A 24321-nucleotide genomic window follows, 5' to 3' on the forward strand; every position below is an offset into this window, starting at 1 on the left:
CCACGACCTCCTTGCTCTTGCCCGCCATGGGTCAAGGCATTGTTTGAAATTGTAGTATTCAGAATATGCGTTTGCCCGCCATGCTAGGCGCTGAGGCCTGTACGGGCAACAGTCGTGAATTTGGGTTGCCGACGTTAACCCATGATGTTCAGCGGGTGAATTTCGTCACCTCGACACCGCCCCCGATCAGGCTTTCACGAACAGAACGGGCGATCTGCACCGCGGTTGGTCCGTCACCATGCAGGCAGATTGTGTCGATCGATGTTTCCAGCCGCTTGCCGCTTTCGGTGATGATCGCGCCTTCGCGGACCATGTTCAGGATGCGAGGTCCTGCGACATCCGCGTCGTGGATCACCGCGCCGGGCAGGCTGCGGTCAACCAATGTTCCGTCGTCATTGTAGGCGCGGTCGGCAAAAATCTCGCCCACCCATTTGCAGCCCAGCTCGCGCACGGCGTCTTCTTGTTTCGTCACGGCAAGAACCATCACGATGATGTCGGGATCGACGTCCAGCGCGCCCTGATAGCAGGCCCGCGCCATATCGACATCGAGCGAACACATATTGGCCAGTGCGCCGTGCAGCTTTAGATGGCGAACTCTGGTGCCAACCGCATTGGCCATGCCCATGGCTGCGCCCAACTGATACCGCACCAGATTGCGGAGGGTGTCCTGAGACAGCTTCATGTTCCGGCGGCCAAAGCCTTGCAGGTCGGGAAACCCGGGATGCGCCCCGATGCCGACACCATTCTCGGCTGCCAGCTTCATTGTCGATGCCATTACATCCGGATCACCCGCATGAAAGCCACAGGCAATATTGGCCGAGGTGATGATCTTCAGAAGGCTTTCGTCGTCGCCCATTTTCCATGGGCCAAAGCTTTCCCCCATATCGGCATTCAGATCGACGCTTGGCATCGGCACATCTCCTTAGTCGGTGGCAGAAATCACTCCGCTGATCAATTGGTAGGACAGCAAGTCCGGGATGTCATGCGGGTTACGCACCAACGCTTCGACTTTCGAGGGCAGGCGGGCAAGATCCGCCATGAATGCCGCGTGCAATTCCGTGGCTTGCTCGATGCTGACAAATTCGAACGTGATCGCTCCGCCCGCGGGTGTCTGCGCTGCGCGGGGCATGTCGCAGGGCAGAACGGTCGCGATGCGGGGATACCCTCCTGTGGTCTGGCATTCGGGCAGCAGGATGAACGGGTCTCCGGTTCCGGTCATCTGGATGTCGCCCGGGGAAATAACCTCGGACAAGATGTTCAGTTGGCCAGTGGCCGCAAACCCGTCGCCGTCACTGTTGACTTGCATCCCCATCCGGTTGGCGCGTGCGCCACGATGGAATGAGGTGCGCGCAAACCGATCAAGCGTTGCGTCATCAAACAAGGACGTCTGGAAGCTGGCGACGACACGCAGAACGCCACCCGAGAAGCGTTCGGAAGGGGGCAGTTTCAAACCAGCGTCGCCTGCCTCCGCGCCACAGGTCAGCCGGTCGCCCGGCTTCACCGCTCGCCCGATCCGTGCCGTCAGGTGCGCGGATCGAGATCCAAGAAAAACCTCTGAATCGATACCGCCCCCCAAATGAAGATAGCCGTAATTGCCTTGCAGAAGCGCACCGATGACCAGCCGTTGTCCGGGCTTCAGGTGATGCGAGGCATTCCAGGCCACGGGGCTGCCATCAATGCTGGCCTGCATCTGCGCACCGGTCAATGCGATGCGCATGTTCTGTGCCGCCTCGAACGTGCCGCCCATTCCGGCCATTTCCAGCGCAGCAAGTTCCGGGCTTTGGCCGAGCAATGCGGCGCCTTCATGAAGGGCCAGTGTATCGACGGCCCCGGACCGGGACAGGCCCTGGTCCAGATAACCTGAGCGCCCCTGATCCTGGATGGTGCAAGCCGGGCCGATCTGGTGGACGATCAGGCTCATGGCGCAATCTCCTCGCAGGTTGCTCCGCCCGTGCCATCTTCGTTTTTGGCTCTGATTTGTTCCAGGTCTTCGCGGGAAATGGGTTCGAATATCAGTTCATCCCCAGGCTTGAGGGCGAATGCCTCGGTCGTCTCGGGCCGGAAACACCGAAAAGCCGTCTGCCCGACATGCCGCCACCCGGTTGGCGTTGGCCCGGAAAACAGGACAAACTGAGATATTGCAAGAACCAGAGCGCCTTCGGGCACCATGGGGGTCAGGTTTTGCAGCCGCGGAATATTGAACTCGAGGGGTAATGGCCCAAGGTAGGGTTGCCCGGGGGCGAACCCTATCGTCAAAACCCGCACGCGGGACTGGCCAAGCCGCCGTATTGCTTCTTCCGGCGCGAGACCGGCAGCAGCAGCGGCATCGTCCAGCTGGGGCGCAAGGTCGGTGCCATAGACCGTCGGAATTCGCCACAGCCTGCGGCCTGTTGGAAGTGGTGTGCTGTACCAGTCCTTCTGATCGACGAGGTCTTGAAGCTTGTGCAGCATCTGTTGGTGGGTGGTGCTTTGCGTATCGAACCGGACATATGCCGAGGCCAGCGTGGCAGAAGATTCCGTGACCTCTGCCCATTGAAGCCGATCCAGTTCAGATCGAAAGGCTAGCGCCGCTCGGTTCGCTGTCTCAGACATCGTGCCCGCAAATGTGACAAGCGCTCCGTCAAATCCGACGGTTCTGACCAGTGGGAACGTAAGGTGACGCGTCATGCCTGTCTCGCTGAAGAAGTCGAAAACGAATGTCCCAGACCAGAACTCATCTCGGTGGGATGTTCAAGATTGGTGTTCAGAATGTTGGCACACTCAAGGTGTGGTCGGAAACATGTAGGCCCCCTCGGCATGATGCAGTTCGAAATCTGGCCTTTAAGGTTTTCAATGCAGATTCTGGCAGAGTCCCGAGTCGATTCACGGACTTGAGTCGCGCAGCCTTGTGTTCAGTGTCGGTCGATTCCCTATATATAGTAGTGCCATCTTGTGTCTTCCGGGTTGTGTCGTGGCCATCCGATGGAGAGAGTCCCGACCGACACAGGAAAGGTGAGCTTTCGACGCTTGTAATATGCTGTTTTTAAATGGTTATCTAAGAATTTTCAAAAAAATGCTCTGCGGCGTCATTTTCCGCTTGCGGGATTTGTTTGTTATACTTAGAACCCCCTTCACCGGCGCTGCTGAGGCGCTGGGACGCGGCGGAAGCGGCGGTTACGCTCGGGAGAGACCGGGGGCATCTGAGGTTAGGATTTAGGCGGGCGCGCTGAGGGATTGGCGCAACGGTCTGGTTTTTGGCTCTGGGTGTATTGCTCTTTGACATTGATGGATAACTGAAGAGATATGTGGGCGGTTTGGTTCGTTTCGACGGATTGAATGTCTGTATATCGCGCTCTTAGGGTTTCGGCCCGATTATAGAGTGTCAGCTTCACTGTTTGAGTGGTTCACTGATTTCTTAGGAAATCTGTGTACATCAAACAGAAGACTTCATCAGGATTAGCCTCCTGATGAGATGTGCAGAGGTTCGAACGTCAAGGATAGGTTAGCAATAGCCTTTCAACTTGAGAGTTTGATCCTGGCTCAGAACGAACGCTGGCGGCAGGCCTAACACATGCAAGTCGAGCGCGCCCTTCGGGGTGAGCGGCGGACGGGTTAGTAACGCGTGGGAATATACCCTTTGGTACGGAATAGCCTCTGGAAACGGAGAGTAATACCGTATGTGCCCTTCGGGGGAAAGATTTATCGCCAAAGGATTAGCCCGCGTTAGATTAGGTAGTTGGTGGGGTAATGGCCTACCAAGCCTACGATCTATAGCTGGTTTTAGAGGATGATCAGCAACACTGGGACTGAGACACGGCCCAGACTCCTACGGGAGGCAGCAGTGGGAATCTTGGACAATGGGGGCAACCCTGATCCAGCCATGCCGCGTGAGTGATGAAGGCCTTAGGGTCGTAAAGCTCTTTCGCCTGTGAAGATAATGACGGTAGCAGGTAAAGAAACCCCGGCTAACTCCGTGCCAGCAGCCGCGGTAATACGGAGGGTTAGCGTTGTTCGGAATTACTGGGCGTAAAGCGCACGTAGGCGGATCGGAAAGTTGGGGTGAAATCCCGGGCTCAACCCCGGAACTGCCTCCAAAACTATCGGTCTAGAGTTCGAGAGAGGTGAGTGGAATTCCGAGTGTAGAGGTGAAATTCGTAGATATTCGGAGGAACACCAGTGGCGAAGGCGGCTCACTGGCTCGATACTGACGCTGAGGTGCGAAAGTGTGGGGAGCAAACAGGATTAGATACCCTGGTAGTCCACACCGTAAACGATGAATGCCAGTCGTCGGGTAGCATGCTATTCGGTGACACACCTAACGGATTAAGCATTCCGCCTGGGGAGTACGGTCGCAAGATTAAAACTCAAAGGAATTGACGGGGCCCGCACAAGCGGTGGAGCATGTGGTTTAATTCGAAGCAACGCGCAGAACCTTACCAACCCTTGACATCCCAGGACCGGCCCAGAGATGGGTCTTTCACTTCGGTGACCTGGTGACAGGTGCTGCATGGCTGTCGTCAGCTCGTGTCGTGAGATGTTCGGTTAAGTCCGGCAACGAGCGCAACCCACATCCTTAGTTGCCAGCAGTTCGGCTGGGCACTCTAGGGAAACTGCCCGTGATAAGCGGGAGGAAGGTGTGGATGACGTCAAGTCCTCATGGCCCTTACGGGTTGGGCTACACACGTGCTACAATGGTGGTGACAGTGGGTTAATCCCCAAAAGCCATCTCAGTTCGGATTGGGGTCTGCAACTCGACCCCATGAAGTCGGAATCGCTAGTAATCGCGTAACAGCATGACGCGGTGAATACGTTCCCGGGCCTTGTACACACCGCCCGTCACACCATGGGAGTTGGTTCTACCCGACGGCCGTGCGCTAACCTTTTGGGGGCAGCGGACCACGGTAGGATCAGCGACTGGGGTGAAGTCGTAACAAGGTAGCCGTAGGGGAACCTGCGGCTGGATCACCTCCTTTCTAAGGATGTATCTAGTTAGATTTGTTCGCAAATCTCGTGATACACTTAGCAGAAGATCAACAAACAAAGTTGATCAAACTCATGGACCGAGCCGTCCTCATATCTCTTCAGAACACATCAGGCCTGCACGCTGTGAGGTCTGGCCCTCTCGGCAGCTTTTGCGAGCAAAAGCGCCTGTCGGGCAACGTCGATTTTGCTTTGCAAAATCAACTGGGTCGGTAGCTCAGGTGGTTAGAGCGCACGCCTGATAAGCGTGAGGTCGGAGGTTCAAGTCCTCCTCGACCCACCAAGCCATTTGCGGAGCAAAGGGCGATTTTTATGGGGCCTTAGCTCAGCTGGGAGAGCGCCTGATTTGCATTCAGGAGGTCAGGAGTTCGATCCTCCTAGGCTCCACCATTCCTCACTTCGCTCGTCATGGTGAAGCCTGGGATTTTTGATGCGCCAATCGTCAAGTTGATTGGCGGTGGCTCCACCATATCGCTTCGATCAGATCGTTAAGCACCTTTGGGTTCTTAACCGTCCGATTGGACGCAGCTTCTTCGGAGGCTTTGACATCGTATAGAGAGAAATCAATCAACACTGTTTGATCGCGCCGAGTGTGGCGCTGATCTCGGTCGTTTCCATCATCTGATGGACGGCACGGTTTGGGTCTAGCCGGCCCTGTCTCGTGTATCGCGACTGAAAAGAACAGAGTTGTCCAAGTCAAATATACTAACCCGAGCGACCTGCGTTGATCAGCTGCACGGCTGGGAGACCATATGGGGTTGCTCAATTGTCCTCGTCCAAGTGGCGGGGGCGGGAAATGTATGTTTTTGGTTCAGAAGAATGACTGCCTTTAGTTACCAGCTGGGCGGTCTTGATCGATTTGATTACTAGCGCAGCTTTGGTTGTGTGCGGTCAAACGCACTCAAGTAGCCGAATAGGCGGTAGTGCCAATATCAAGTCTTTCTTTTTCTGGATCAAATCAAGCGCGAGAAGGGCGTTTGGTGAATGCCTTGGCAGCAAGAGGCGATGAAAGACGTGATACTCTGCGATAAGCCATGGGGAGCTGAGAATAAGCTTTGATCCATGGATCTCTGAATGGGGCAACCCACCTGAATGTTTGTTATTGTTAGCTGTGCTAATCAATAATGAGCATGAACAGGTACTTAAGACCTGAATACATAGGGTTTTAAGAGCAAACCCGGGGAACTGAAACATCTAAGTACCCGGAGGAAAGGAAATCAATTGATACTCCCCTAGTAGCGGCGAGCGAACGGGGACCAGCCGAGCCGGATAAGTGACTAGAACACGTTGGGAAGCGTGGCCATAGCGGGTGACAGCCCCGTATAGGAAGCTTTGACGGACGTATTAAGTAGGGCGGAACACGTGAAATTCTGTCTGAAGATCGGAGGACCACCTTCGAAGGCTAAGTACTCCTTGCTGACCGATAGCGAACCAGTACCGTGAGGGAAAGGTGAAAAGCACCCCGACGAGGGGAGTGAAACAGTACCTGAAACCGAACGCCTACAATCAGTCGGAGGCTCCTTGCGAGCTGACGGCGTACCTTTTGTATAATGGGTCATCGACTTGGTCTCACGAGCAAGCTTAAGCCGTTAGGTGTAGGCGTAGCGAAAGCGAGTCTTAATAGGGCGAATGAGTTCGTGGGATCAGACCCGAAACCGAGTGATCTAGGCATGGCCAGGTTGAAGGTAAGGTAACACTTACTGGAGGACCGAACCCACATCCGTTGAAAAGGATCGGGATGAGCTGTGCCTAGGGGTGAAAGGCCAATCAAACTCGGAGATAGCTGGTTCTCTGCGAAATCTATTTAGGTAGAGCGTCATCCGAATACCCCGGGGGGTAGAGCACTGGATGGGTAATGGGGCCCCACAGGCTTACTGATCCTAACCAAACTCCGAATACCCGGGAGTACTAGATGGCAGACACACTGCGGATGCTAACGTCCGTAGTGGAGAGGGAAACAACCCTGACCTACAGCTAAGGCCCCCAATTCATGGCTAAGTGGGAAAGCAGGTGGGACGACCAAAACAACCAGGAGGTTGGCTTAGAAGCAGCCATCCTTTAAAGATAGCGTAACAGCTCACTGGTCTAAACAAGTTGTCCTGCGGCGAAGATGTAACGGGGCTCAAGCCATGAGCCGAAGCTTAGGATGCCGTAAGGCATGGTAGCAGAGCGTAGTGTGACATAGAACTCATCCTGTATTGCCGCCGGTTATGTGGCGCGAGTAATCGCGCTCAAGTAGCCGAATAGGCGGTAGCGCAGGATAGAGTTCTTTCGATGAAGCCGGCCTGTGAGGGATCCGGTGGAGAGATCACTAGTGAGAATGATGACATGAGTAGCGACAAAGAGTGTGAGAGACACTCGCCGAAAGTCCAAGGGTTCCTGCTTAAAGCTAATCTGAGCAGGGTAAGCCGGCCCCTAAGCCGAGGCCGAAAGGCGTAGGCGATGGGAACTAGGTTAATATTCCTAGGCCAGGAGGATGTGACGGATCACAGGTGTAGTTCAATCTTATCGGATTGATTGGGCTGCTGAGTGGTTCCTGGAAATAGCCCTCCATCAGACCGTACCCTAAACCGACACAGGTGGACTGGTAGAGCATACCAAGGCGCTTGAGAGAACGATGTTGAAGGAACTCGGCAAAATACCTCCGTAAGTTCGCGAGAAGGAGGCCCGGTTCCTAGGCAACTAGGGGCTGGGGGCACAAACCAGGGGGTGGCGACTGTTTATTAAAAACACAGGGCTCTGCGAAGTCGCAAGACGACGTATAGGGTCTGACGCCTGCCCGGTGCCTGAAGGTTAAAAGGAGAGGTGAGAGCCTTGAATTGAAGCCAGGTAAACGGCGGCCGTAACTATAACGGTCCTAAGGTAGCGAAATTCCTTGTCGGGTAAGTTCCGACCTGCACGAATGGCGTAACGACTTCCCCGCTGTCTCCAACATCGACTCAGCGAAATTGAATTGCCTGTCAAGATGCAGGCTTCCCGCGGTTAGACGGAAAGACCCCGTGCACCTTTACTACAGCTTCGCACTGGCATCAGGATTGTGATGTGCAGGATAGGTGGTAGGCTTTGAAGCAGGAACGCAAGTACCTGTGGAGCCTCCCTTGAGATACCACCCTTCGCACTCTTGATGTCTAACCGCGGTCCGTTATCCGGATCCGGGACCCTGCGTGGCGGGTAGTTTGACTGGGGCGGTCGCCTCCTAAAGCGTAACGGAGGCGCGCGAAGGTTGGCTCAGAGCGGTCGGAAATCGCTCGTTGAGTGCAATGGCAGAAGCCAGCCTGACTGCAAGACTGACAAGTCGAGCAGAGTCGAAAGACGGCCATAGTGATCCGGTGGTCCCGAGTGGAAGGGCCATCGCTCAACGGATAAAAGGTACGCCGGGGATAACAGGCTGATACTGCCCAAGAGTCCATATCGACGGCAGTGTTTGGCACCTCGATGTCGGCTCATCTCATCCTGGGGCTGGAGCAGGTCCCAAGGGTACGGCTGTTCGCCGTTTAAAGAGGTACGTGAGCTGGGTTTAGAACGTCGTGAGACAGTTCGGTCCCTATCTGCCGTGGGTGTAGGAGACTTGAGAGGAGTTGCCCCTAGTACGAGAGGACCGGGGTGAACGATCCACTGGTGGACCAGTTGTCGTGCCAACGGCAGTGCTGGGTAGCTATGATCGGACAGGATAACCGCTGAAGGCATCTAAGCGGGAAGCCCCCCTCAAAACAAGGTCTCCCTGAGGGCCGTGGAAGACCACCACGTCAATAGGCCGGAGATGTAAGCGCAGCAATGCGTTCAGTTGACCGGTACTAATCGCCCGATAGGCTTGATTTGATCCAGTAATGGAAAGACAAATCACCAAAAGCATACACTGACCTTGATTATGGACAGCGTCGCAGCGCCAAGCCGCGATGTTGGTTGATTATATAACCGAGTGGCACCGCGCATTCGCAAGCGAATACGCTGCCTGCCAACCGTCGCTTTCTTGCTCCGCAAAAAGTCGACATGGGCTTTTCCTCGGTTTGGTGGTCATAGCGCAAGTGAAACACCCGGTCCCATCCCGAACCCGGAAGTTAAGCACTGCCGCGCCAATGGTACTTGGGCTTAAGCCCCGGGAGAGTAGGTCACCGCCAAACCTAGAAAAAGCCCATATCTCTCTAACACGATGACACAATACCCGGCCTCAAATAGCGCAAGCGATAGGCCAACCAAAGACCTCAACTAGCGTAAGCGCTAGGTCACAAAAACTGTCGCGGGATGGAGCAGCCCGGTAGCTCGTCAGGCTCATAACCTGAAGGTCGTAGGTTCAAATCCTACTCCCGCAACCAATATTACCTACATGATTACAATGCACTAACGCCCCAAGGGGCGCTTTCTGCGTTTGTAGCACCCGCACCCGGTGCTACGGTGGTGCTACGCCAGAGAGCAAACTATGGCTACGTATCACATGCGAAACCGGGGCTGATTCTTTCTCCTAATGAAAACCAACCCGATCTCTCCGTCAGCACTGTCAGCCAGAGGGAAATGGAAGCTCAGTACTGGCCTCCTTCGCGGAACCGAAGTGCCAACTGAAACGAGTGTGGTAGCTGCTGGTTTCCCGTGCATCGTTTTTACAGAATGCATTGCGTAGCGCTTCGTAAATGAGCAATTAGTACCGTGTGAACCTCACCAAAAAGAAAGGGTCGCTTTGACAGAAGTAAAATCCTTAGCGGACGTATTTATTGACACTAACATTCTGAAGTTTTCTGCCGTTAAGAAGCACGTATATCGTAAGAATAAAGACACGGTTAACTGGGGTGGTTTTGAGCAAGAAATTGAGCTTAGCGAGCCGTACACCATCAATGATCTGCAAAAAATTAAAAACGAGAGGCAAAAGCGTGACGCTATTATCTTGGGAATGCTGGCCTACGGTGGCATTTCCGAGCATCTCAAGTTTCATATCCACCGGGAAGTCGATCTTGAAACTTGGGGACTTCCAGGCATGGCTAGGGTCAGGACTCATTGATTTTCAGCGAGCGGCATGATTCACGGCTGAAAAACGAGCGGTGAACATGTCTGATCTTTTCTGGTTGACCGACGCGCAGATGGCGCGTCTTGAGCCCTTCTTTCCCAAGTCTCACGGTAAGCCGCGTGTCGATGACCGGCGTGTGTTGAGCGGGATAATCTTTATCAACCGCAATGGTTTGCGATGGCGCGATGCTCCCGCTGTCTATGGTCCTCACAAGACGCTCTACAATCGCTGGAAGCGATGGAGCGACAAGGGCGTTTTTGCCCGGATGATGGCCGGTCTAGCCGCCGAACACGGCGAGAAGAAGACCGTAATGATCGACGCGACTTATCTCAAAGCCCACCGGACAGCGACCAGCATGGGCGTCAAAAGGGGGCGTGCACGCCTGATTGGTCGGACGAAAGGCGGCATGAATACCAAGCTGCACGCTATTTGCGATAGCCAAGGCCGGCCGCTCAACCTGTTCGTCACCGCCGGTCAGGTCAGCGACTACATCGGCGCACGGGCATTGCTGAGCAGTCTGCCGAATGTCGACTGGCTGCTCGGAGACCGTGGCTACGACGCCGACTGGTTCAGAGAAGCCTTGAAAGACAAAGGGATACGCGCCTGCATCCCTGGCAGGAAACAGCGGAAGAAGCCGGTGAAGTACGACAAGCGCCGCTACAAACGCCGCAACCGCATCGAGATCATGTTCGGCAGGCTCAAGGATTGGAGGCGTGTGGCGACCAGATACGACAGATGCCCGAAGGTCTTCCTCTCCGCCATCGCCCTCGCCGCAACCGTCATTTATTGGTTATGAGTCCTGACCCTAGGATAAGTAGCTGGCTCGGCTAAGTCTATTCGGGCCCGAGTTCAACGCCTAAGGAAACGGCGGTCCTATTCGACAACTATTTTTGCCAACTGAATATCTCCTTCGGCATCAAGCAGCCTTGAATCTTAATGATCTTGTCACTTGCTTCGATACCGTAAGTGTTAGTGCCCCTTCCGCAAACGACAGTTTTTACAAGACGGTCACGGGTTTAAAAATCTTGGTAAAAATCTCGTAAACCCTGCAATGTTGCCGCGTTTCAATAAACGATTGCGAAAAAAAAGGCGGCGTGGAAACCCACACCGCCAGTCGGGGAGATAGAACGAAATTTGCTATTTCTTCAAAGCATCGATCAGTCGAACGAGTGCCGCCATGCCCGGATCTTCCAGGCCAATCGATTTGTCAGCATATACTCGAGCCCGGCCGATCTTGTTGGGCTTGTCTTTGTAAGTGTCGCGCGCTTCTTACGCGGCGATGGCTGCTGCAGTGTACAACGCTTCCGGATCCTCTAGTCCTTTTGTGGCGGTGATAACTGCATCCATGGAGTCAAGTATTGTCTTGTCCCCTAGGTTGGCACCGCCTCTTGAAATCATTGCGTCTTGCGCCCTTGGGAGATCATTGGACTTGCTTACTTGGAGCTTCGCAAGGTTTTGCCGTAAATTTCGCTCATGCTAGAACGCCAAGCGGCCAACCGACCATTAATCGGCCATGCAACAAACATCTCGGCCAGGCCGCGTGTCTCTCAACCAATTTCGCAGGTTGCTTTCGAGCGATACATGCTAGAAATACTTGGAGTAGGGTAACCGCTTCAGAGAGCGGAAGAACGCGTGCGAAAGGCTGTAGTTGTGAAGCACCAAGCTATACAAGACGACTTAATTTACGATTTTGGCGTGCACAAAGGATATGATACAGAGTTCTATCTCAAAAAAGGGTTTCGCGTGCTTGGCCTCGAAGCCGTGCCAGAACTGTACAACGCGGCGGTTGAAAACATCAGTGCGTTCGGAACCCGTGCGACACTTATTAACAAGGCCCTGTATCACCGGGCAGGCGAGACAGTTTCTTTCTTTACGGTTCCCAATAAGGATGACTGGGGCAGCCTGGATCGCAACATCGCCGAAAAAGGCGTGGAGACTGCGGTCGAGATCGAGGTTCAGACAGTGGATCTCATGACCCTCTTCGAGACCTATGGCACACCGTATTATCTCAAATGTGATATGGAGGGCGGCGATTTGATCATGCGTGAGCAGCTCTTGTCCTGCGTGCAGCGACCTCGTTTTGTGTCAATCGAGATGAACGACGGGAACGAACCCGACATCTTGATTAAATGCGGCTATGAGGTTGGACAGATCGTCAACCAGTGGTTTAATCCATTCAAGACCCCGCCGAAGCCCCCGCGCGAGGGCAGCTTTGTCGAGGCACAGTTCACGGGCGAAATGAGCGGGCTTTTTGGACGCGAGCTGGACCCTGCCAAGTGGCGCCCGCTAAGCGAGATTGCCGACATCTACCGCCAATGGCACACATTGCGGGCGCTCGACCAGGAGCTTGCCCCCGGCTGGCTCGATCTACATGTCTGCCGGGCCGCGGCCCTTGCCTGATGGCCTATGCCCGCTGCGCTGACCAAGCCACTCTTAACCGACATTCCCCACGGCGCATGGCCAATTTGCCAAGCCGCAGTACCGGGTCTCCACCTAAATCTTAAAACGCGATTCCAGGCTTTGCATCCATTCCAGGGCAAACAAGGTCCGCTCCAACCGCCCCAGTTTACGTAGGGCGATTGCTAGTCCGTTTTGCCGCGGGTATGCGGACAAGCTTTTGAGGATCGCTGATGCGGTGGTGGTCCCGGCCTTGATGGACGTTGCCAGCCTGAGGATCTCGGGCCAGTTTTCGACAATGTGACCTGCTTTGATGGTGCCGCCAATGAAGGGTGCCATGATGGGCAGGGATTTCATGCCGGGCAGGAGATACAATTTGCGATCCTTGAAGTTTCGAAAACGCGGTGCGAAACGGAAGCCCAAGAGATAACACAGGGCAAAGACGTGATCCGTCGCGCCACCAGTGTCCACATGATGCTCTTCGATTGCGACGCCCGATTGGTGGCGAAGCAGACCATCCAAAACAAAGGGCGCTTCGCTTTCTGTAGCGTTGATGACCGTCGAGTGGAACGGGCTGAACTGATCGGAGATGTGGGTGTAAAACTTGAGACCCGGGGCACGCCCGTATTTTGCGTTGATATCTGCCGAGCTTCACCGCGAGCGCGCAATCGAAGAAGCGACCAACGCTGAGTTTCTGGCGCATGGACGAAACCTATCTCCGTGTGCGCGGGAAGTGGATGTATCTCTATCGAGCGGTCGACAAAGCGGGAAACACCCTTGATTTCATGCTGTCTGAGCGACGAAATCGTCCAGCAGCAACCAGGTTCTTTGCCAAAGCACTGTCGTCCAACGGGATCCCAAACAAAATCGTCATCGACAAAAGTGGCGCAAATGCAGCTGGCATTCGAGAAGTGAACAGAATCCTGAAGCGGTTCCGTTGCCCAGCCAAAGTACAGACGATTAGGTCCAAATTTTTGACCAACATGAACAAACAGGGCCATCGGTTCAAAAAACGACGTGTTCGGCACATGTGTGGGTTTAAGTCGTTCGAATCCGCTTCCGCCACTTTGGACAGCATCGAGGTCGCCAACATGATCCGGAAGCGGCAATTCTCTAGTGATACGACTTCCGGCTTTCGGATGTTTGTTGAGATCGCAGGATAACTGCGTCTAGCATATCGCTGGCTTTCGTCGTTCCAAAAGTTTGCGATACTACCTCTTGTCTTACATGAATCCTAGCGTCAGTATGCCAGTGACATTGTTCCGCTCGGGATATGTTACACAAATGGATAAACAAATGACGTCGAAACCAAATCCCTCAACATCGCTACCAACCGAGCCGGCTCAGATGCAGGTTGTTGCAGCGCAGGAAGACCCCGCCGAAGCACTCGACCCGCTCGCTGAACACACTTTGAACCCCGATGTGCGTCCGCAAGAGCAGAACATCGACAATGAAGAAGGTGCTTTCGGTACGACCCCGCCTGTGCCGAGACCGTTTGGATCAACTTTCACGCCAGACATCTTAGCCGCTTACCATGCTGGTGTGATGAAGTATCAGTACCGGGGAGTGACATGTCTCAAGAGTCCCATTGATCTCGCCGTCTATATGTTGATCCTTTTTGAGAAGAAGCCGGGCACCATCGTGGAAATTGGATCGTTCCACGGCGGCGCTGCGATGTTCTATCGAGACATCACCCGAGCATGGGGACTTGATACCCAGGTCATCACCGTGGATTTCCGCTCTAACCAGTATCAAGACGAGCAGGTTGGGACGGAAGGGATCGAATTTGTGCAGACCGACGCACTAAAACTCGATGGTAGCGATTTGGAAGAGCGACTGAAAACCGCGCCAAGGCCGTGGATGGTGATCGAGGATAGTGCGCATACGTTTGAAGTGTCATACGCGGTATTGGAATACTTCAAATCACGCATGCAAACGGGTGAATGCCTTATTGTCGAAGATGGCATCATCGAGGATCAAGGTGCGAATTGGCGTTATGATGGTGGCCCGAACCGCGCTGTTCATGAGTTTTTCTTAAATAATCCCGATGAGTATCGCCTTATGGATAACTACAACGACTTTTTCGGATATAATCTTTCATTCAATCCAAACGGATATCTGGAAAAAACCTGAACAACTTTTAGCGCTCAAGCGGGCGCGCTAGGACGACAGATTCTGGAGGATGTTTCGTGATAGTGCGACTGGGAACGACTAAGCTTAAGCGACTTCCTGCTGAGAGGTCCGGTATCGCCAGAATGCGATCCGTAGAGGCAACCCAATTCTTGATTGGTAGCAGTGCCTAAGCGGCCGGACGGAAGGGTTCCTTCAACCGGCAGCTACGTCCGCGACCGGGTCATTGCTGACCCTGAAAGCACTACAGGTCGTACGAATGGCGGGAATGCGAAACCTGGAACCTCACGGCAGGTCCTTCAATCACCGGCATCCAAGCGCAATGTCCAATTCGGGCAATGTCCACAAACCGCAGTTTCCTGCCGTTCAGGCGTTCCTGCCCTACGGCAACTCCGTCCCGCGTCTTGCTCATTGCTTGACGAAATCTCGCTGCGCCCGGTGCCAATGGCCGCATTCTACGCCGCATTGCAGAACTCAGGATGATGCATGCGCGGCAAAATCCCTGCTGCGAGCGCGCGCAGCAAGAAAACCCCAGGTACTACTCGGGCTCGTTCGTTGAATTTGCCGCGCTTTGCCCGAACGGCTGGTCTGGGAAACGGGGGTTTCCCAGACACCGCGACGTCCCAGAACACTCGCCCAGAGACCTTGAATAATATTGTCCGGAAGTCCCGTCCGAGTATCTACGTTCAGCGCCGCAATTCTCAGATGGGAAGCCAGACATATGCAGGCGCTTAAAAACAAGTCCAAAATCCTATTCGCATTTAATGTGAACCCGGGGCGGATGATTGCAAGCTGGTCGCACACAATCTGGGCTCATTCTCAAATAATGTGGGTTTGGCGCCCCGGATAGTCGCAGTTAATTCGGGCGAGAATCCGGGATGTTTGCAAGCCGAACGGATTGTGATTGCAGGTCATTACACTTAACCACCGATTTCAGAATGCTCTGGTGAAGAATCTGTCTTGTTCACCTCCAGATTCTGTTTGCGCTCCAGGAGGCGGCCATACACTCGACTCGGTGCTGTTGGGTCTAACAGGCGTCGACCCCTTGAAAGCGTGCGCAGACGGCAAAGTGGCAGCGTAATTGCCCCACACTTTGCGGTGCCTCCCACTCGTGGGGGCTCAGGTCTATTGCAACCCAAATATCGCTGTCGTTCAGGTCCAGGAGTCCTGCAGGCGCAGGATTTCGCCATCGCCCAAAGGCGCACGAATGCCGCCGACGGAATCCACCTTGCTCATCTGAGAATCGGTCCGCGCTCGTTTGAAATGCATGGTGCCCGCCACAGGTTTGTGAGGAATACCTTTGGCAATCGTGATCGCGTTCCAGTGCCAGTCTTCGTGGCCAAACCCCTTGGAAAGCTCGTTGGCTTCAAACGGGGTATCCCGATAGATCTGAGTTTTGGCAAGACTGAGTGAATCCCAGTAGTTGCTCCAATCCAGATAGGATTTGTCAAAACCGTCGCTTTCTGAATCCATGTGCCAGAACATGAGTCTCTGGAACCCAAAAACCATGTTGCAGGCGGAATGGTGAATGGCATCGGGACGTTTCCGGGCGGCCGCGATAGCCGCTGAAATCCAGTTTTCAGACCACAGATCATCGGCATCCAGAAAACACGCATGTTCGCCCGTGGCGGCGGCAATTCCAGTGTTCCGTGCGAGACCGGGATCGCCAGTCGCACTTTCGACGTATTTTGCGCGTTCGCCCAATGCGCCGTTCAGAACATCGCGGGTCAGGTCATCGGCAATGTCCAGAACCACGATGATCTCGCAGCTGATATCCGCCTTTTCAGCGTCTGCCACAGCGGCCAAAAGACTGCGCGCCGCAGGCCCGGCCATAAGGCCTTCGCGATGCGCTGTGACAATGGCTGATACAGGAGGTTGATCCGTCATGATATATACGCCTTAAATTGAATCAATTGAATCGACAAAAGCCTGCATCGAATGTCTTTCCCGCACGCGTTGCTGAAGCGCGCGGCCGCGCGACACGCGGGCCTCGGGATCATCAATCATAGCGCGAATCTGAGCGACATACTCATCGACACTTGCGGTTTCCGGAACAAGCCAGCCGGTTTCCTCGTCAATGAGTTCAGGGACGCCTCCGACGGCGCTGGCTGCGATCGGCATGCCCAACGCGCCCAATTCAATGAGGATTGTCGGCAGCCCATCCCATTCAGATGTGTAAAGCCAGCCGTCACAATCCCCCAAAGGCAACTCATCATAATCCTTAAAGGGAGGATTAAGGTGAAGATTTTCAGGCGCCTTTTTCATCGAAGGGGCTTTGTCGAGAACGGCCTTGCCCCAGCACAGAAAGTCGACATCCGGCATCTCGCGGGCGATCTGTACCACCAGATCAAAACGTTTTTGACGATCAAGCCGCCCACCCCACAAGATGCGGGGGCGGCTGCGATCCGGTTCTGACTTGTGGCGTTCGGAAACCGGCAGTTGCTCGGCGTCGACCTGGGCGGGCGTATAGATGGTTTTCAGACGCTGGGTTTCTGACAGCGGCAGGGAGAACCGGTTCTCGAGTATGTTTGCCAAATATTTCGTATCGAGGATTGCCGCATCCAGGTAGCGGAAAATGTTGTGGAAAAACAGAACAGGATAGCCTGTTTCGCTGCCGTTCTCGGTCCGGTCCGCGCAGAAATAGTACGCATACAGCTTGAACTGGCTGGCAAGCTGGGCCCCATAGGACACCATGGTCTCAAACGCCAAGCGGCTGTTGACGTTAAAGATTTGTGGCGCGGCGATTTCGGTGAGAATGACGTAAAGCGCGCGGTGGCGGACCGGGATGCCTTGGTGTTGGTTCTGGATGTCTTTCAGATACGGGGAAATATCAATGGAATCGACATCTTCCGGGTACCAGTGCGGGCAATCCCAGTGCGAGTCGTCGGTGCGAAGAATTAAAACTTTCTTGGATTTGACTAATGCTCGAACCAGGATGGCGGCGACCAAATCCGCGCCGCCCATGCGGCCGGCGGGCATCAGAACAACCGAGTCGTATCGTGATTTTGGCAGGATCTTGGTCGCCTCACGCAATTTTTCGTAGCCTGCATCATTCGCACGCGGCTTGAAATGCGGCTCATCGCCGGTAAGTTCCCCGATTTCGGGATCAAAGCTGCGGGCTTTCGCAACCAAGCTCAGCATCTCAGCGGACATGAAAAAGTCGTCCCCCCGTGACGCTTTTCGCGGCGTGGTGGTGTCAACCTGATGCGCCGTCTCGTTGCGCAAGCGCCGCTTCTTTATTGAGCGCCGCAATCTGCGCGAGAAATCGCGCGGGAAATATTTGATCTTTCTGCCCAATTGGCGAAATAGCCAAGACGATCGCGTCGAATTCCGTTCAAAATATGCGAGCCTGTCGTAAAGATATTCGATTTCATCTGGTTGAGGCATCTGAATTTCGGTCCTATTTGATGGCCAAAAATGTAGAGGGTCGCACGTTATTTCTAATGGTCTTCTGAGTACTGCCTATATTAGCAGTGTGTAATGCATTTGCACATTAACTGGATGTGTTTTGCAACCATTGCCAGGTTTGTTCCAAGGCTCGGTCGAAATCTGCCGATGGGGCCCAGTCAAAAAGCGTCTTGGCCCAAGAGATATCCAAAACGGAATAGCGCACATCGATTTTTCGACCAGGTTTGAAAACAGGCTCAAGCGGCGTTTTGGTCACGCGCGAGATCGCATCGATCACGTCGAGCAGGGATCGGCCCTGTCCAGACCCCGCATTCACGGCCCCGCAATAATCGGTCTCGGCGGCCTTAACGCAAAGATCGGCCAGATCTTCGACATACAGGTAATCTCGTACGACCTGCCCGTCCCCCCAAATCTCGATCGGTTCATTTTCGTAGATGCGTCTCAAGAACGTGGAAATGACACCCTGAACGCCTGTATGTGCCTGACGTGGGCCAAAGGGGTTGGCAGCGCGAATTGCGATCGGCTTTAGCCCATGACTCTTTTGGTACATGTTCAGGTATTGCTCGATCGCGACCTTAACGATTCCATACGAGTTTATTGGGTTAAGAGGGTGATCTTCGGGAATAGGATGTCCTGGGGCTGGTCCATAAACGGTGCCCCCTGACGACAGATAGACCAGACGTTCGATCCCCATCGAGTTCATCGATTCAATTAGGCTTAGCGTGCCGATCAAATTCCCGGTAACATCCGCTTTGGGGTCCAGATTGGCCGTACCGGGAAAAGTCGTGCTGACGAGATGAAAGACCGCGTCCTTGCCGTTCAGGGCTTCGGCTATAGCCATCTTGTCCTGAAAGTCGCCCAGAAAAAATTTTACCCCCGGCAGGGGGTCTCGAAATTTGTCTGGCACGCGATCAAAGACCGTGACCGTGTGCCCACCGGCAAGCAAAGCATCGACAACATGTGAGCCGATGAATCCATTGCCTCCCAACACAATAGCACGCATGATATTTCTCTCTTACAAAAGGTCCTTACGTTCGACGAACGTATCTGCTGCTCAGAGTGGTTTCCGCATCAGCATCACATCCTGAAAGCTCGGATGACGTCTGCGCAATTCCAGCAATTCCAGCTGACGCGTCCAATGACTGGTCAAATAGTCGGACTTGTAAAAGACATTCGAGGAATACGACCGCTCAGCCAGCCAGCGCAGCACCATGCGATCGCCTTTGAAGTTCCGATTTTCATCCAAAAGCGATGGTGAATCCGGGTGATCCATCGTCGGTTTCCAAAGCGGCCAGCCTTCGTTCATATCGGCCAGCGTATGTTCTGTATGCACCGTCAGCCAGGCAATGCCCCCAGGTTTGAGGACGCGACGAATTTCAGCAAGCCATCCGGTTTCAAGTGCTTCGATATGCGTAAAGACGCTATAGGCTGTAACCGCATCCAGTGAATTGTCTTCAATCGGCAGCGACGGAATCGAATGGTTCTGGAACACAGAGCAGTTCGGCGGGAGATGTGCGTTGCACCATTCGACGTGAAGACGGTTGATATCACAGCCGATGGCCCGACAATTCGGGTTTTCCAGTGCCAAATGGCGCAGCACGCGCCCCGAAGCACATCCAAGATCAAGACAGGCTTTTAGCTCGCCGGTGCCATGTCGTCTTACAACATCGTCCAAAAGCCGGGCATCTTTCAGGCCGCTTGCCCAATAGCTAAAGTGGTCTGTGCCATAATACCCTTCCCTATCTGCGGTTTCAGGGATCGGATAGTGATCGCGTTCAAGCGCGGCGTGATAATTGAGATCGCCCCAATCAGCTGCTCTGGAATCTGTCGCCAGATATTCACCGGCCCGGGACAGCAATTCAAAGTTCGGTTCAACGTCGGAGTTCAGTGTTACTAGGTTTTCCCAGATATTTGCCATGGATTCAGAGGCCTCCCGCTGATGTGATGCGGTTTCTGTTGCTTGGGGGCTTTTAACAGCCATTGCCGGTGCTGGAGCGCTTTTGCGGTTCAGTACCTTGATGGCCCTGGAAATACGATTCATGTGCCCACTCGTTTTGGTTGGTACTGGAATGTTTTAGGCGAAGTATTTTTGTAGATGTCCAGGCCACGGGTGTGGCACGTTTGGATCGGGTATGTGATCCGGAACGGTCACATTGCCTCTCCATGCAACACCTATGATCTGCATTGTATTTATTATGCGTGTTTCAAACCCGGCTTTGCGAAAAACGTCAAGCCCGGCTTCGACAAATGGTGACGTCAAGTCGTGGAACATGACCATGCAATCTTCTGCGAGATGTGGCAGAACTCCGCGCGCATCATCGCGCGGAGCATGGTCATCATGGTTGCCGTCAATGAAGGCAAAGGACCAAGGTTCAGGATCCGAATCCCTTACCTTGCTAATGCATTGGGGCGACGACTCTGCCCAAAGCGTATAGCCATTTGATCCCGGAACTTTGTCCAAGACATTGCGAACGTCCCAATCAACATCTGGCATCGAGAATGCGGGATCGACGCAATCCAAACGAAGGCCCGCCGCCATAAGATGCGCAGCGGTCCAGCCATAATAGGTACCGATTTCGATTCCGCGCTTGCCGGCAAATTGCTTGGCAAATGTATAAAGACAGGCCGCTTCTTCAACTGACGCATTCCCGGTGACATAGCCCTTGTGTCGGTCGTCATACCGCCACACATGGGGGGCAGAGCAACGAAGATAGGGCCAGTTTACCGTCCAAGGATTCCCGGCAACAGCGTGGGGAAACAGCGAATGCAGATCGGGCGGTTCCATCCCCGGCGGGATGTAGTCATAGCGCTCGATCTCTGTCGTACCCGTGGGTTCGATCTTAACTGCACCCCGACCCGTATAGTCGATGACCCACAGCATCGGGCGTTTGTGACCTGTTTCTTCAACCGTCTGGAAATACTCTTCCACGGCCTTTTGGGCGCCTTGCCAATGGCCATAGTCGTCAATGATCATAACGCCGCCTTGGGACAGGCGCGGATATAAATGGTTCAGCTCGGCCAGTGTGCTGTCGTAAAAATCCGTATCAAGCCGCAGCAACGCGATGTCGAGCGTTTGCGTCTTGAGAAGTGTGTCGCAGACATTCCCTTCGACAAAACGAACAAGACGCATGTCATAGCCGGTGCTTTCGACAGCCTCGCGAACTTGGTCAAGCGGAGCTTCGGCTTTGACGAGTTCCGCGATTTCGGGGCCGTGTTTGCCTGCCATGAGAACAGAGGCATGATCCCCGCTGATATCGATATCTTCGGGCAGTGGGTCAGACATGCCCGAGAACGTGTCGAAAAGCACAATATCACGTGCGGCACCGCGCTGATTGAGCGCCAAAGCGATCAGCATCGCTGACCCGCCCTTCCAAACCCCGCATTCGACAATGCACCCTTTGATGTCGTTGTCGATTACCGTGTTGACGGCACACCACAATGCATACCCGCGTTCGCGGCTGGTCATGGTGTAATCTTTGACGGTCTCCCATGCTGCATCGAACTCAGGATCTGTTATTTTCAAGTCGGACATGCAGGTTCAAATCCCCAAGCAGCACATTGAAGCGATAGATAGCCGTTTGCTGTTCGGGGGTAAAGCGCAGAAAGCCGTTCGGCTTACGAAGGAAAACGAGCGATTGTGACGCGCGGTGTCTGATCTGACGTTGGACAAGCTTATCCTAGCGGAAACCGCAAAGGGAAACTTCTAAACCCAGCTCACCGCTGAGCTTGCATCGATAACACACGCAGCCAGTTCAAGGTATCCGAATGCGGGGACTGTCTGGTGATGGGACAACATCGATCCACCCAACGGTGTATCCTGCAAGGTCGTGCAAGCGCAGTGATTTTGCGTCACAACCTCACCGTGTTTCGTTCGAAGCAATCAAACGTATTGGTCAATGAAATCTGTGGACACGATAGGGGTGTGAAGGATGTGAATACAGCTTCGAACCAATACACAGGAACGGTGGTTTTCCATGGCTCGATTAGAACTGTCACCAATGCAGAAACGGCACCTTGGTAAGATCATTTTTGATATCTCAACCGACAAAGTCGATGTGCAATAAATCGGCATACTAGGTCTGCTTCGCGAGTGGGGAGTGAGTGTTCCCGACGAGGTTCAAGAAATAAAGTTTCACGGCTCGACCGAGGAAGTCTTGCACATGGTTGTGCCAGAACCCAGCGATGTTACTCAGGACGTCCGGGAGCAAGAGGTAGTCATAAGAAACGAGCACGCGGCTTATGTGGAGGCGAAAGAGGAAATCGACCGGGAGAAAGAGAGCAATGGAAGGATCCCGGATCGAACTGTTTCAAAGGCCTATTTAGAGTTGATCGGGCATCAAGCACTTTCGTACTGCGCACGATTGCGGGACTAGGCAGCCGACTCATAAAACTCGATCCACAGCCTGACCGAGGCCAGTTTGATCATCGACAGGACGTTTCGTGATGTCTTCTCGTATTGGGTTGCGATGCGGCGGAACGAGGATTTCAGTCTGCCAAAGAAGCGCTCGATCTTGTTGCGCTCTCGGTAGATTTCAGGGTCAAATTCGGCGGGTAGTTTGCGGTTGACCTTCGGAGGGATCACGTCGATTGCCCCCTGTTCCCAGATCATGTCCCTGATCTAGTCTGCATCATATGCCTTGTCCGCCAACACATGTTGGCCTGGTTGCAGGTTGTCCAAGAGCGTCTTGCACGGCGGCGCGTCATGGGCTTTGGCGGGTGTCAATTCATATCGGATTAGCAGTCCGTCTTGATTGGTAAGCGCATGAATTTTCGTTCCTAATCCGCCGCGAGAGCGACTTAAACACCGGCGCGGGTCTTTTGCGGAATGGCCCGCCCCTCCCGCCGGTACCAGGCTATGGTGCCGTTGTTTCAGAGAGGAAGGAGCGAACCGATGACTATTGTGACCCTTGGAATTGACCTGGGCAAGAACCTGAACAGCGTAGTTGGACTGGATGAGACTGGGCAGATCGTTCTGCGCCGACGCGTCAGGCGGGCGACGCTTGCCGATCTTGCAAACAAACTTCCGGCTTGCACCGTTGCCATGGAGGCGTGCTGCAGGGCGCATCATGTCGGTCGCCAGTTCGCCGCGAACGGGCATGAAGTGCGACTGATGTCGCCGGAATACGACCGCCCTTATGTCCGCGCGCAGAAGAACGATGACAACGATGCGGCCGGGATCGCCAAAGCGGCGACGCGACCAACGATGCGTTTCGTCGAGATGAAAAGCCAGGATCGGCTCGACCTGCAGACCTTGCACCGGGTCCGCTCCCGTCTGGTGACCGCGCGCAAGGCGCTCTTGAACCAGCTTCGCGCGATCCTGCTTGAACGCGGCCATGCGTTCCGGCAGGAGCGCAAGGTTCTCGAGCGAGAGCTTGGCCCGTTTCATGCCGAACCGCCGTCGGAACTGTCGCCCCGTATCGTGACGCTGATCGAAGACATGCGCGCCGAGCGGCGGTCGCCTGATGGGCGGATCGATGCATTGAATGACGATCTGGCCGACCATGCACGGTGCGACGCGGCGGCGCGCCGACTGACGTTGATCCCCGGGATCGGTGTGCTTGGCGCGACAGCCCTGGTTGCTGCGGTCGGGGACGGTGAGGCATTCCGTCGGGCGCGCGACATGCCGGCCTGGCTCGGTCTGGTGCCGCGGCAGATGACGACCGGCGGCAAGCCGAAGTTGCTGGGTATCACCAAACGAGGGAACCGATACCTGCGCACGCTGCTTATACACGGTGCGCGGGCGGCACTACCCAGCCCGTCGCGTCAGGAGACGGCGCTGGGCGCCCGCGTGGCGCGGGAGCTGGATGCGCTTGTGCGGGTCTATGGCAAGCCTGACAGCATTGTCAGCGATAACGGGACAGAGTTCACCAGCCGCGCGATCCTGAAGTGGGCGAACGACAATGGTGCTGAATGGCACTACATCGACCCAGGTAAGCCCCAGCAGAATGCCTTCATCGAGTCGTTCAACGGTAGCCTGCGTGATGAGCTCTTGAACGAGGAGATGTTCGACAGTCTGGGCGATGCCCGACGAAAGCTGGCGCTGTGGCGATACGATTACAACAACGTCAGACCGCACTCATCGTTGGGGAACAAAACGCCCGCAGAAGCGCGCCGGACGCTTGAGCAACTTGAGGGCTCCGCGCCCGGCGCGCTTGCCCAAATCAACGACGAAGAATATGAAAACCAGAACCGCAGACTCTCGTTATGAATCTGGGAGCCTCGGGGGCAGGTCAGGCAGGACTGTCGAAATTAGATTTGGTCTAGGCATTTCTGCTTAGGAGCGAAGTAGTTCGGCAAAGGCCAAATCCCGCTCCCGCAACCAACTTTAGCGAACAGTCGTCGGAATCAAGGCCCGCCTCATCAGCGGGTTTTGCTTTTTTGGGCATAGTGATCAAAGCGCCCTGCATGTCCAGGATGCGGTTCTTGGCTCC

The 24321-nt window shown here is 54.5% G+C and carries 17 protein-coding genes, 3 tRNA genes, 3 rRNA genes and 1 pseudogene; 12 read left to right on the plus strand and 12 right to left on the minus strand.

Going from position 1 to position 24321, the window contains the following annotated elements; genetic code table 11:
* Nucleotides 1-148 precede the first annotated feature (148 nt).
* The 3 genes from ACR3E6_RS08190 to ACR3E6_RS08200 are packed head-to-tail and all read right to left on the minus strand — an operon-like array spanning nucleotide 149 to nucleotide 2667.
* Nucleotides 149-910 carry a LamB/YcsF family protein gene (locus ACR3E6_RS08190; RefSeq protein WP_171725053.1) on the minus strand — a complete coding sequence of 254 codons (762 nt, stop codon included), beginning with the start codon at nucleotides 908-910 and terminating at the stop codon, nucleotides 149-151.
* A gap of 12 nt (nucleotides 911-922) precedes the next feature.
* Nucleotides 923-1921, minus strand: a complete 999-nt coding sequence (locus tag ACR3E6_RS08195; protein WP_209835342.1) for a 5-oxoprolinase subunit C family protein — start codon at nucleotides 1919-1921, stop codon at nucleotides 923-925.
* Nucleotides 1918-2667, minus strand: coding sequence for a 5-oxoprolinase subunit B family protein (locus ACR3E6_RS08200; protein WP_480486657.1), 750 nt, complete (start codon nucleotides 2665-2667; stop codon nucleotides 1918-1920). Before ACR3E6_RS08200 ends, ACR3E6_RS08195 begins: the two co-directional genes overlap by 4 nt.
* 829 nt (nucleotides 2668-3496) lie before the next feature.
* On the opposite strand from ACR3E6_RS08200, the gene ACR3E6_RS08205 reads away from it, so the two are divergent.
* The 9 genes from ACR3E6_RS08205 to ACR3E6_RS08245 all read left to right on the plus strand — a co-directional run bounded on the left by ACR3E6_RS08205 (nucleotide 3497) and on the right by ACR3E6_RS08245 (nucleotide 12355).
* Nucleotides 3497-4952: ribosomal RNA gene (locus ACR3E6_RS08205) — 16S ribosomal RNA — on the plus strand.
* Between the two features lie 213 nt (nucleotides 4953-5165).
* Nucleotides 5166-5242: transfer RNA gene (locus ACR3E6_RS08210), tRNA-Ile, on the plus strand.
* Between the two features lie 31 nt (nucleotides 5243-5273).
* A tRNA-Ala gene (locus ACR3E6_RS08215) sits at nucleotides 5274-5349 on the plus strand.
* 566 nt (nucleotides 5350-5915) lie between these two features.
* Nucleotides 5916-8778, plus strand: a 23S ribosomal RNA gene (locus tag ACR3E6_RS08220).
* Between the two features lie 187 nt (nucleotides 8779-8965).
* Nucleotides 8966-9080, plus strand: a 5S ribosomal RNA gene (rrf, locus tag ACR3E6_RS08225).
* The 16S, 23S and 5S rRNA genes sit together here with 3 tRNA genes alongside, the layout of an rRNA operon.
* Before the next feature lie 115 nt (nucleotides 9081-9195).
* Nucleotides 9196-9272 (plus strand) — tRNA-Met (locus ACR3E6_RS08230).
* Between the two features lie 359 nt (nucleotides 9273-9631).
* Nucleotides 9632-9949: a hypothetical protein gene (locus tag ACR3E6_RS08235; RefSeq protein WP_480486659.1), complete on the plus strand. Its 318-nt coding sequence runs from the start codon at nucleotides 9632-9634 to the stop codon at nucleotides 9947-9949.
* Nucleotides 9950-9995: 46 nt separating this feature from the next.
* Entirely contained in the window at nucleotides 9996-10751 is a 756-nt protein-coding gene (locus tag ACR3E6_RS08240; protein WP_480485407.1) for an IS5 family transposase, read from the plus strand.
* Nucleotides 10752-11587: 836 nt separating this feature from the next.
* Nucleotides 11588-12355 carry an FkbM family methyltransferase gene (locus ACR3E6_RS08245; RefSeq protein WP_209835250.1) on the plus strand — a complete coding sequence of 256 codons (768 nt, stop codon included), beginning with the start codon at nucleotides 11588-11590 and terminating at the stop codon, nucleotides 12353-12355.
* A gap of 93 nt (nucleotides 12356-12448) precedes the next feature.
* Here ACR3E6_RS08245 and ACR3E6_RS08250 read toward each other — a convergent pair.
* Nucleotides 12449-12994: pseudogene (locus tag ACR3E6_RS08250) on the minus strand (Tn3 family transposase); the annotation flags it as partial.
* Here ACR3E6_RS08250 and ACR3E6_RS08255 point away from each other — a divergent pair.
* Together ACR3E6_RS08255 and ACR3E6_RS08260 are read left to right on the plus strand one after the other, a co-directional pair.
* Nucleotides 12994-13515, plus strand: coding sequence for an IS6 family transposase (locus tag ACR3E6_RS08255; RefSeq protein WP_480488110.1), 522 nt, complete (start codon nucleotides 12994-12996; stop codon nucleotides 13513-13515). The pseudogene ACR3E6_RS08250 and the gene ACR3E6_RS08255 sit on opposite strands and share 1 nt — an antisense overlap.
* Before the next feature lie 121 nt (nucleotides 13516-13636).
* Complete coding sequence (locus tag ACR3E6_RS08260) at nucleotides 13637-14485, plus strand: CmcI family methyltransferase (protein ID WP_209835251.1); 849 nt, start codon at nucleotides 13637-13639, stop codon at nucleotides 14483-14485.
* A gap of 241 nt (nucleotides 14486-14726) precedes the next feature.
* Here ACR3E6_RS08260 and ACR3E6_RS08265 read toward each other — a convergent pair whose 3' ends face one another.
* The 8 genes from ACR3E6_RS08265 to ACR3E6_RS08300 form a co-directional block, all read right to left on the minus strand.
* Entirely contained in the window at nucleotides 14727-14894 is a 168-nt protein-coding gene (locus ACR3E6_RS08265) for a hypothetical protein (RefSeq protein ID WP_480486661.1), read from the minus strand.
* Nucleotides 14895-15634: 740 nt separating this feature from the next.
* Nucleotides 15635-16369: a glycosyltransferase family 2 protein gene (locus ACR3E6_RS08270; RefSeq protein WP_480486663.1), complete on the minus strand. Its 735-nt coding sequence runs from the start codon at nucleotides 16367-16369 to the stop codon at nucleotides 15635-15637.
* Between the two features lie 12 nt (nucleotides 16370-16381).
* Nucleotides 16382-17869 (minus strand): glycosyltransferase family 4 protein, encoded by a 1488-nt coding sequence (locus tag ACR3E6_RS08275; RefSeq protein ID WP_480486665.1) that lies wholly within the window; start codon nucleotides 17867-17869, stop codon nucleotides 16382-16384.
* A gap of 106 nt (nucleotides 17870-17975) precedes the next feature.
* The gene (locus tag ACR3E6_RS08280; RefSeq protein WP_480486667.1) at nucleotides 17976-18893 is read right to left on the minus strand and encodes an NAD-dependent epimerase/dehydratase family protein; all 918 of its coding nucleotides are present in this window, start codon (nucleotides 18891-18893) and stop codon (nucleotides 17976-17978) included.
* Nucleotides 18894-18944: 51 nt separating this feature from the next.
* Nucleotides 18945-19808 carry a class I SAM-dependent methyltransferase gene (locus ACR3E6_RS08285; protein WP_480486669.1) on the minus strand — a complete coding sequence of 288 codons (864 nt, stop codon included), beginning with the start codon at nucleotides 19806-19808 and terminating at the stop codon, nucleotides 18945-18947.
* A 156-nt stretch (nucleotides 19809-19964) separates the two neighbouring features.
* Nucleotides 19965-21422 (minus strand): class I SAM-dependent methyltransferase, encoded by a 1458-nt coding sequence (locus ACR3E6_RS08290; protein WP_480486671.1) that lies wholly within the window; start codon nucleotides 21420-21422, stop codon nucleotides 19965-19967.
* Between the two features lie 837 nt (nucleotides 21423-22259).
* Nucleotides 22260-22499 (minus strand): transposase, encoded by a 240-nt coding sequence (locus ACR3E6_RS08295; protein ID WP_209835257.1) that lies wholly within the window; start codon nucleotides 22497-22499, stop codon nucleotides 22260-22262.
* A gap of 9 nt (nucleotides 22500-22508) precedes the next feature.
* Nucleotides 22509-22898 (minus strand): transposase, encoded by a 390-nt coding sequence (locus ACR3E6_RS08300; protein WP_480488112.1) that lies wholly within the window; start codon nucleotides 22896-22898, stop codon nucleotides 22509-22511.
* Between ACR3E6_RS08300 and ACR3E6_RS08305 the strand changes: the two genes are divergently transcribed.
* Nucleotides 22782-24098: an IS110 family RNA-guided transposase gene (locus ACR3E6_RS08305; protein ID WP_480486673.1), complete on the plus strand. Its 1317-nt coding sequence runs from the start codon at nucleotides 22782-22784 to the stop codon at nucleotides 24096-24098. The genes ACR3E6_RS08300 and ACR3E6_RS08305 overlap by 117 nt on opposite strands.
* Nucleotides 24099-24321 lie beyond the last annotated feature (223 nt).

It is taken from the genome of Ruegeria sp. AL3 (assembly GCF_056536065.1).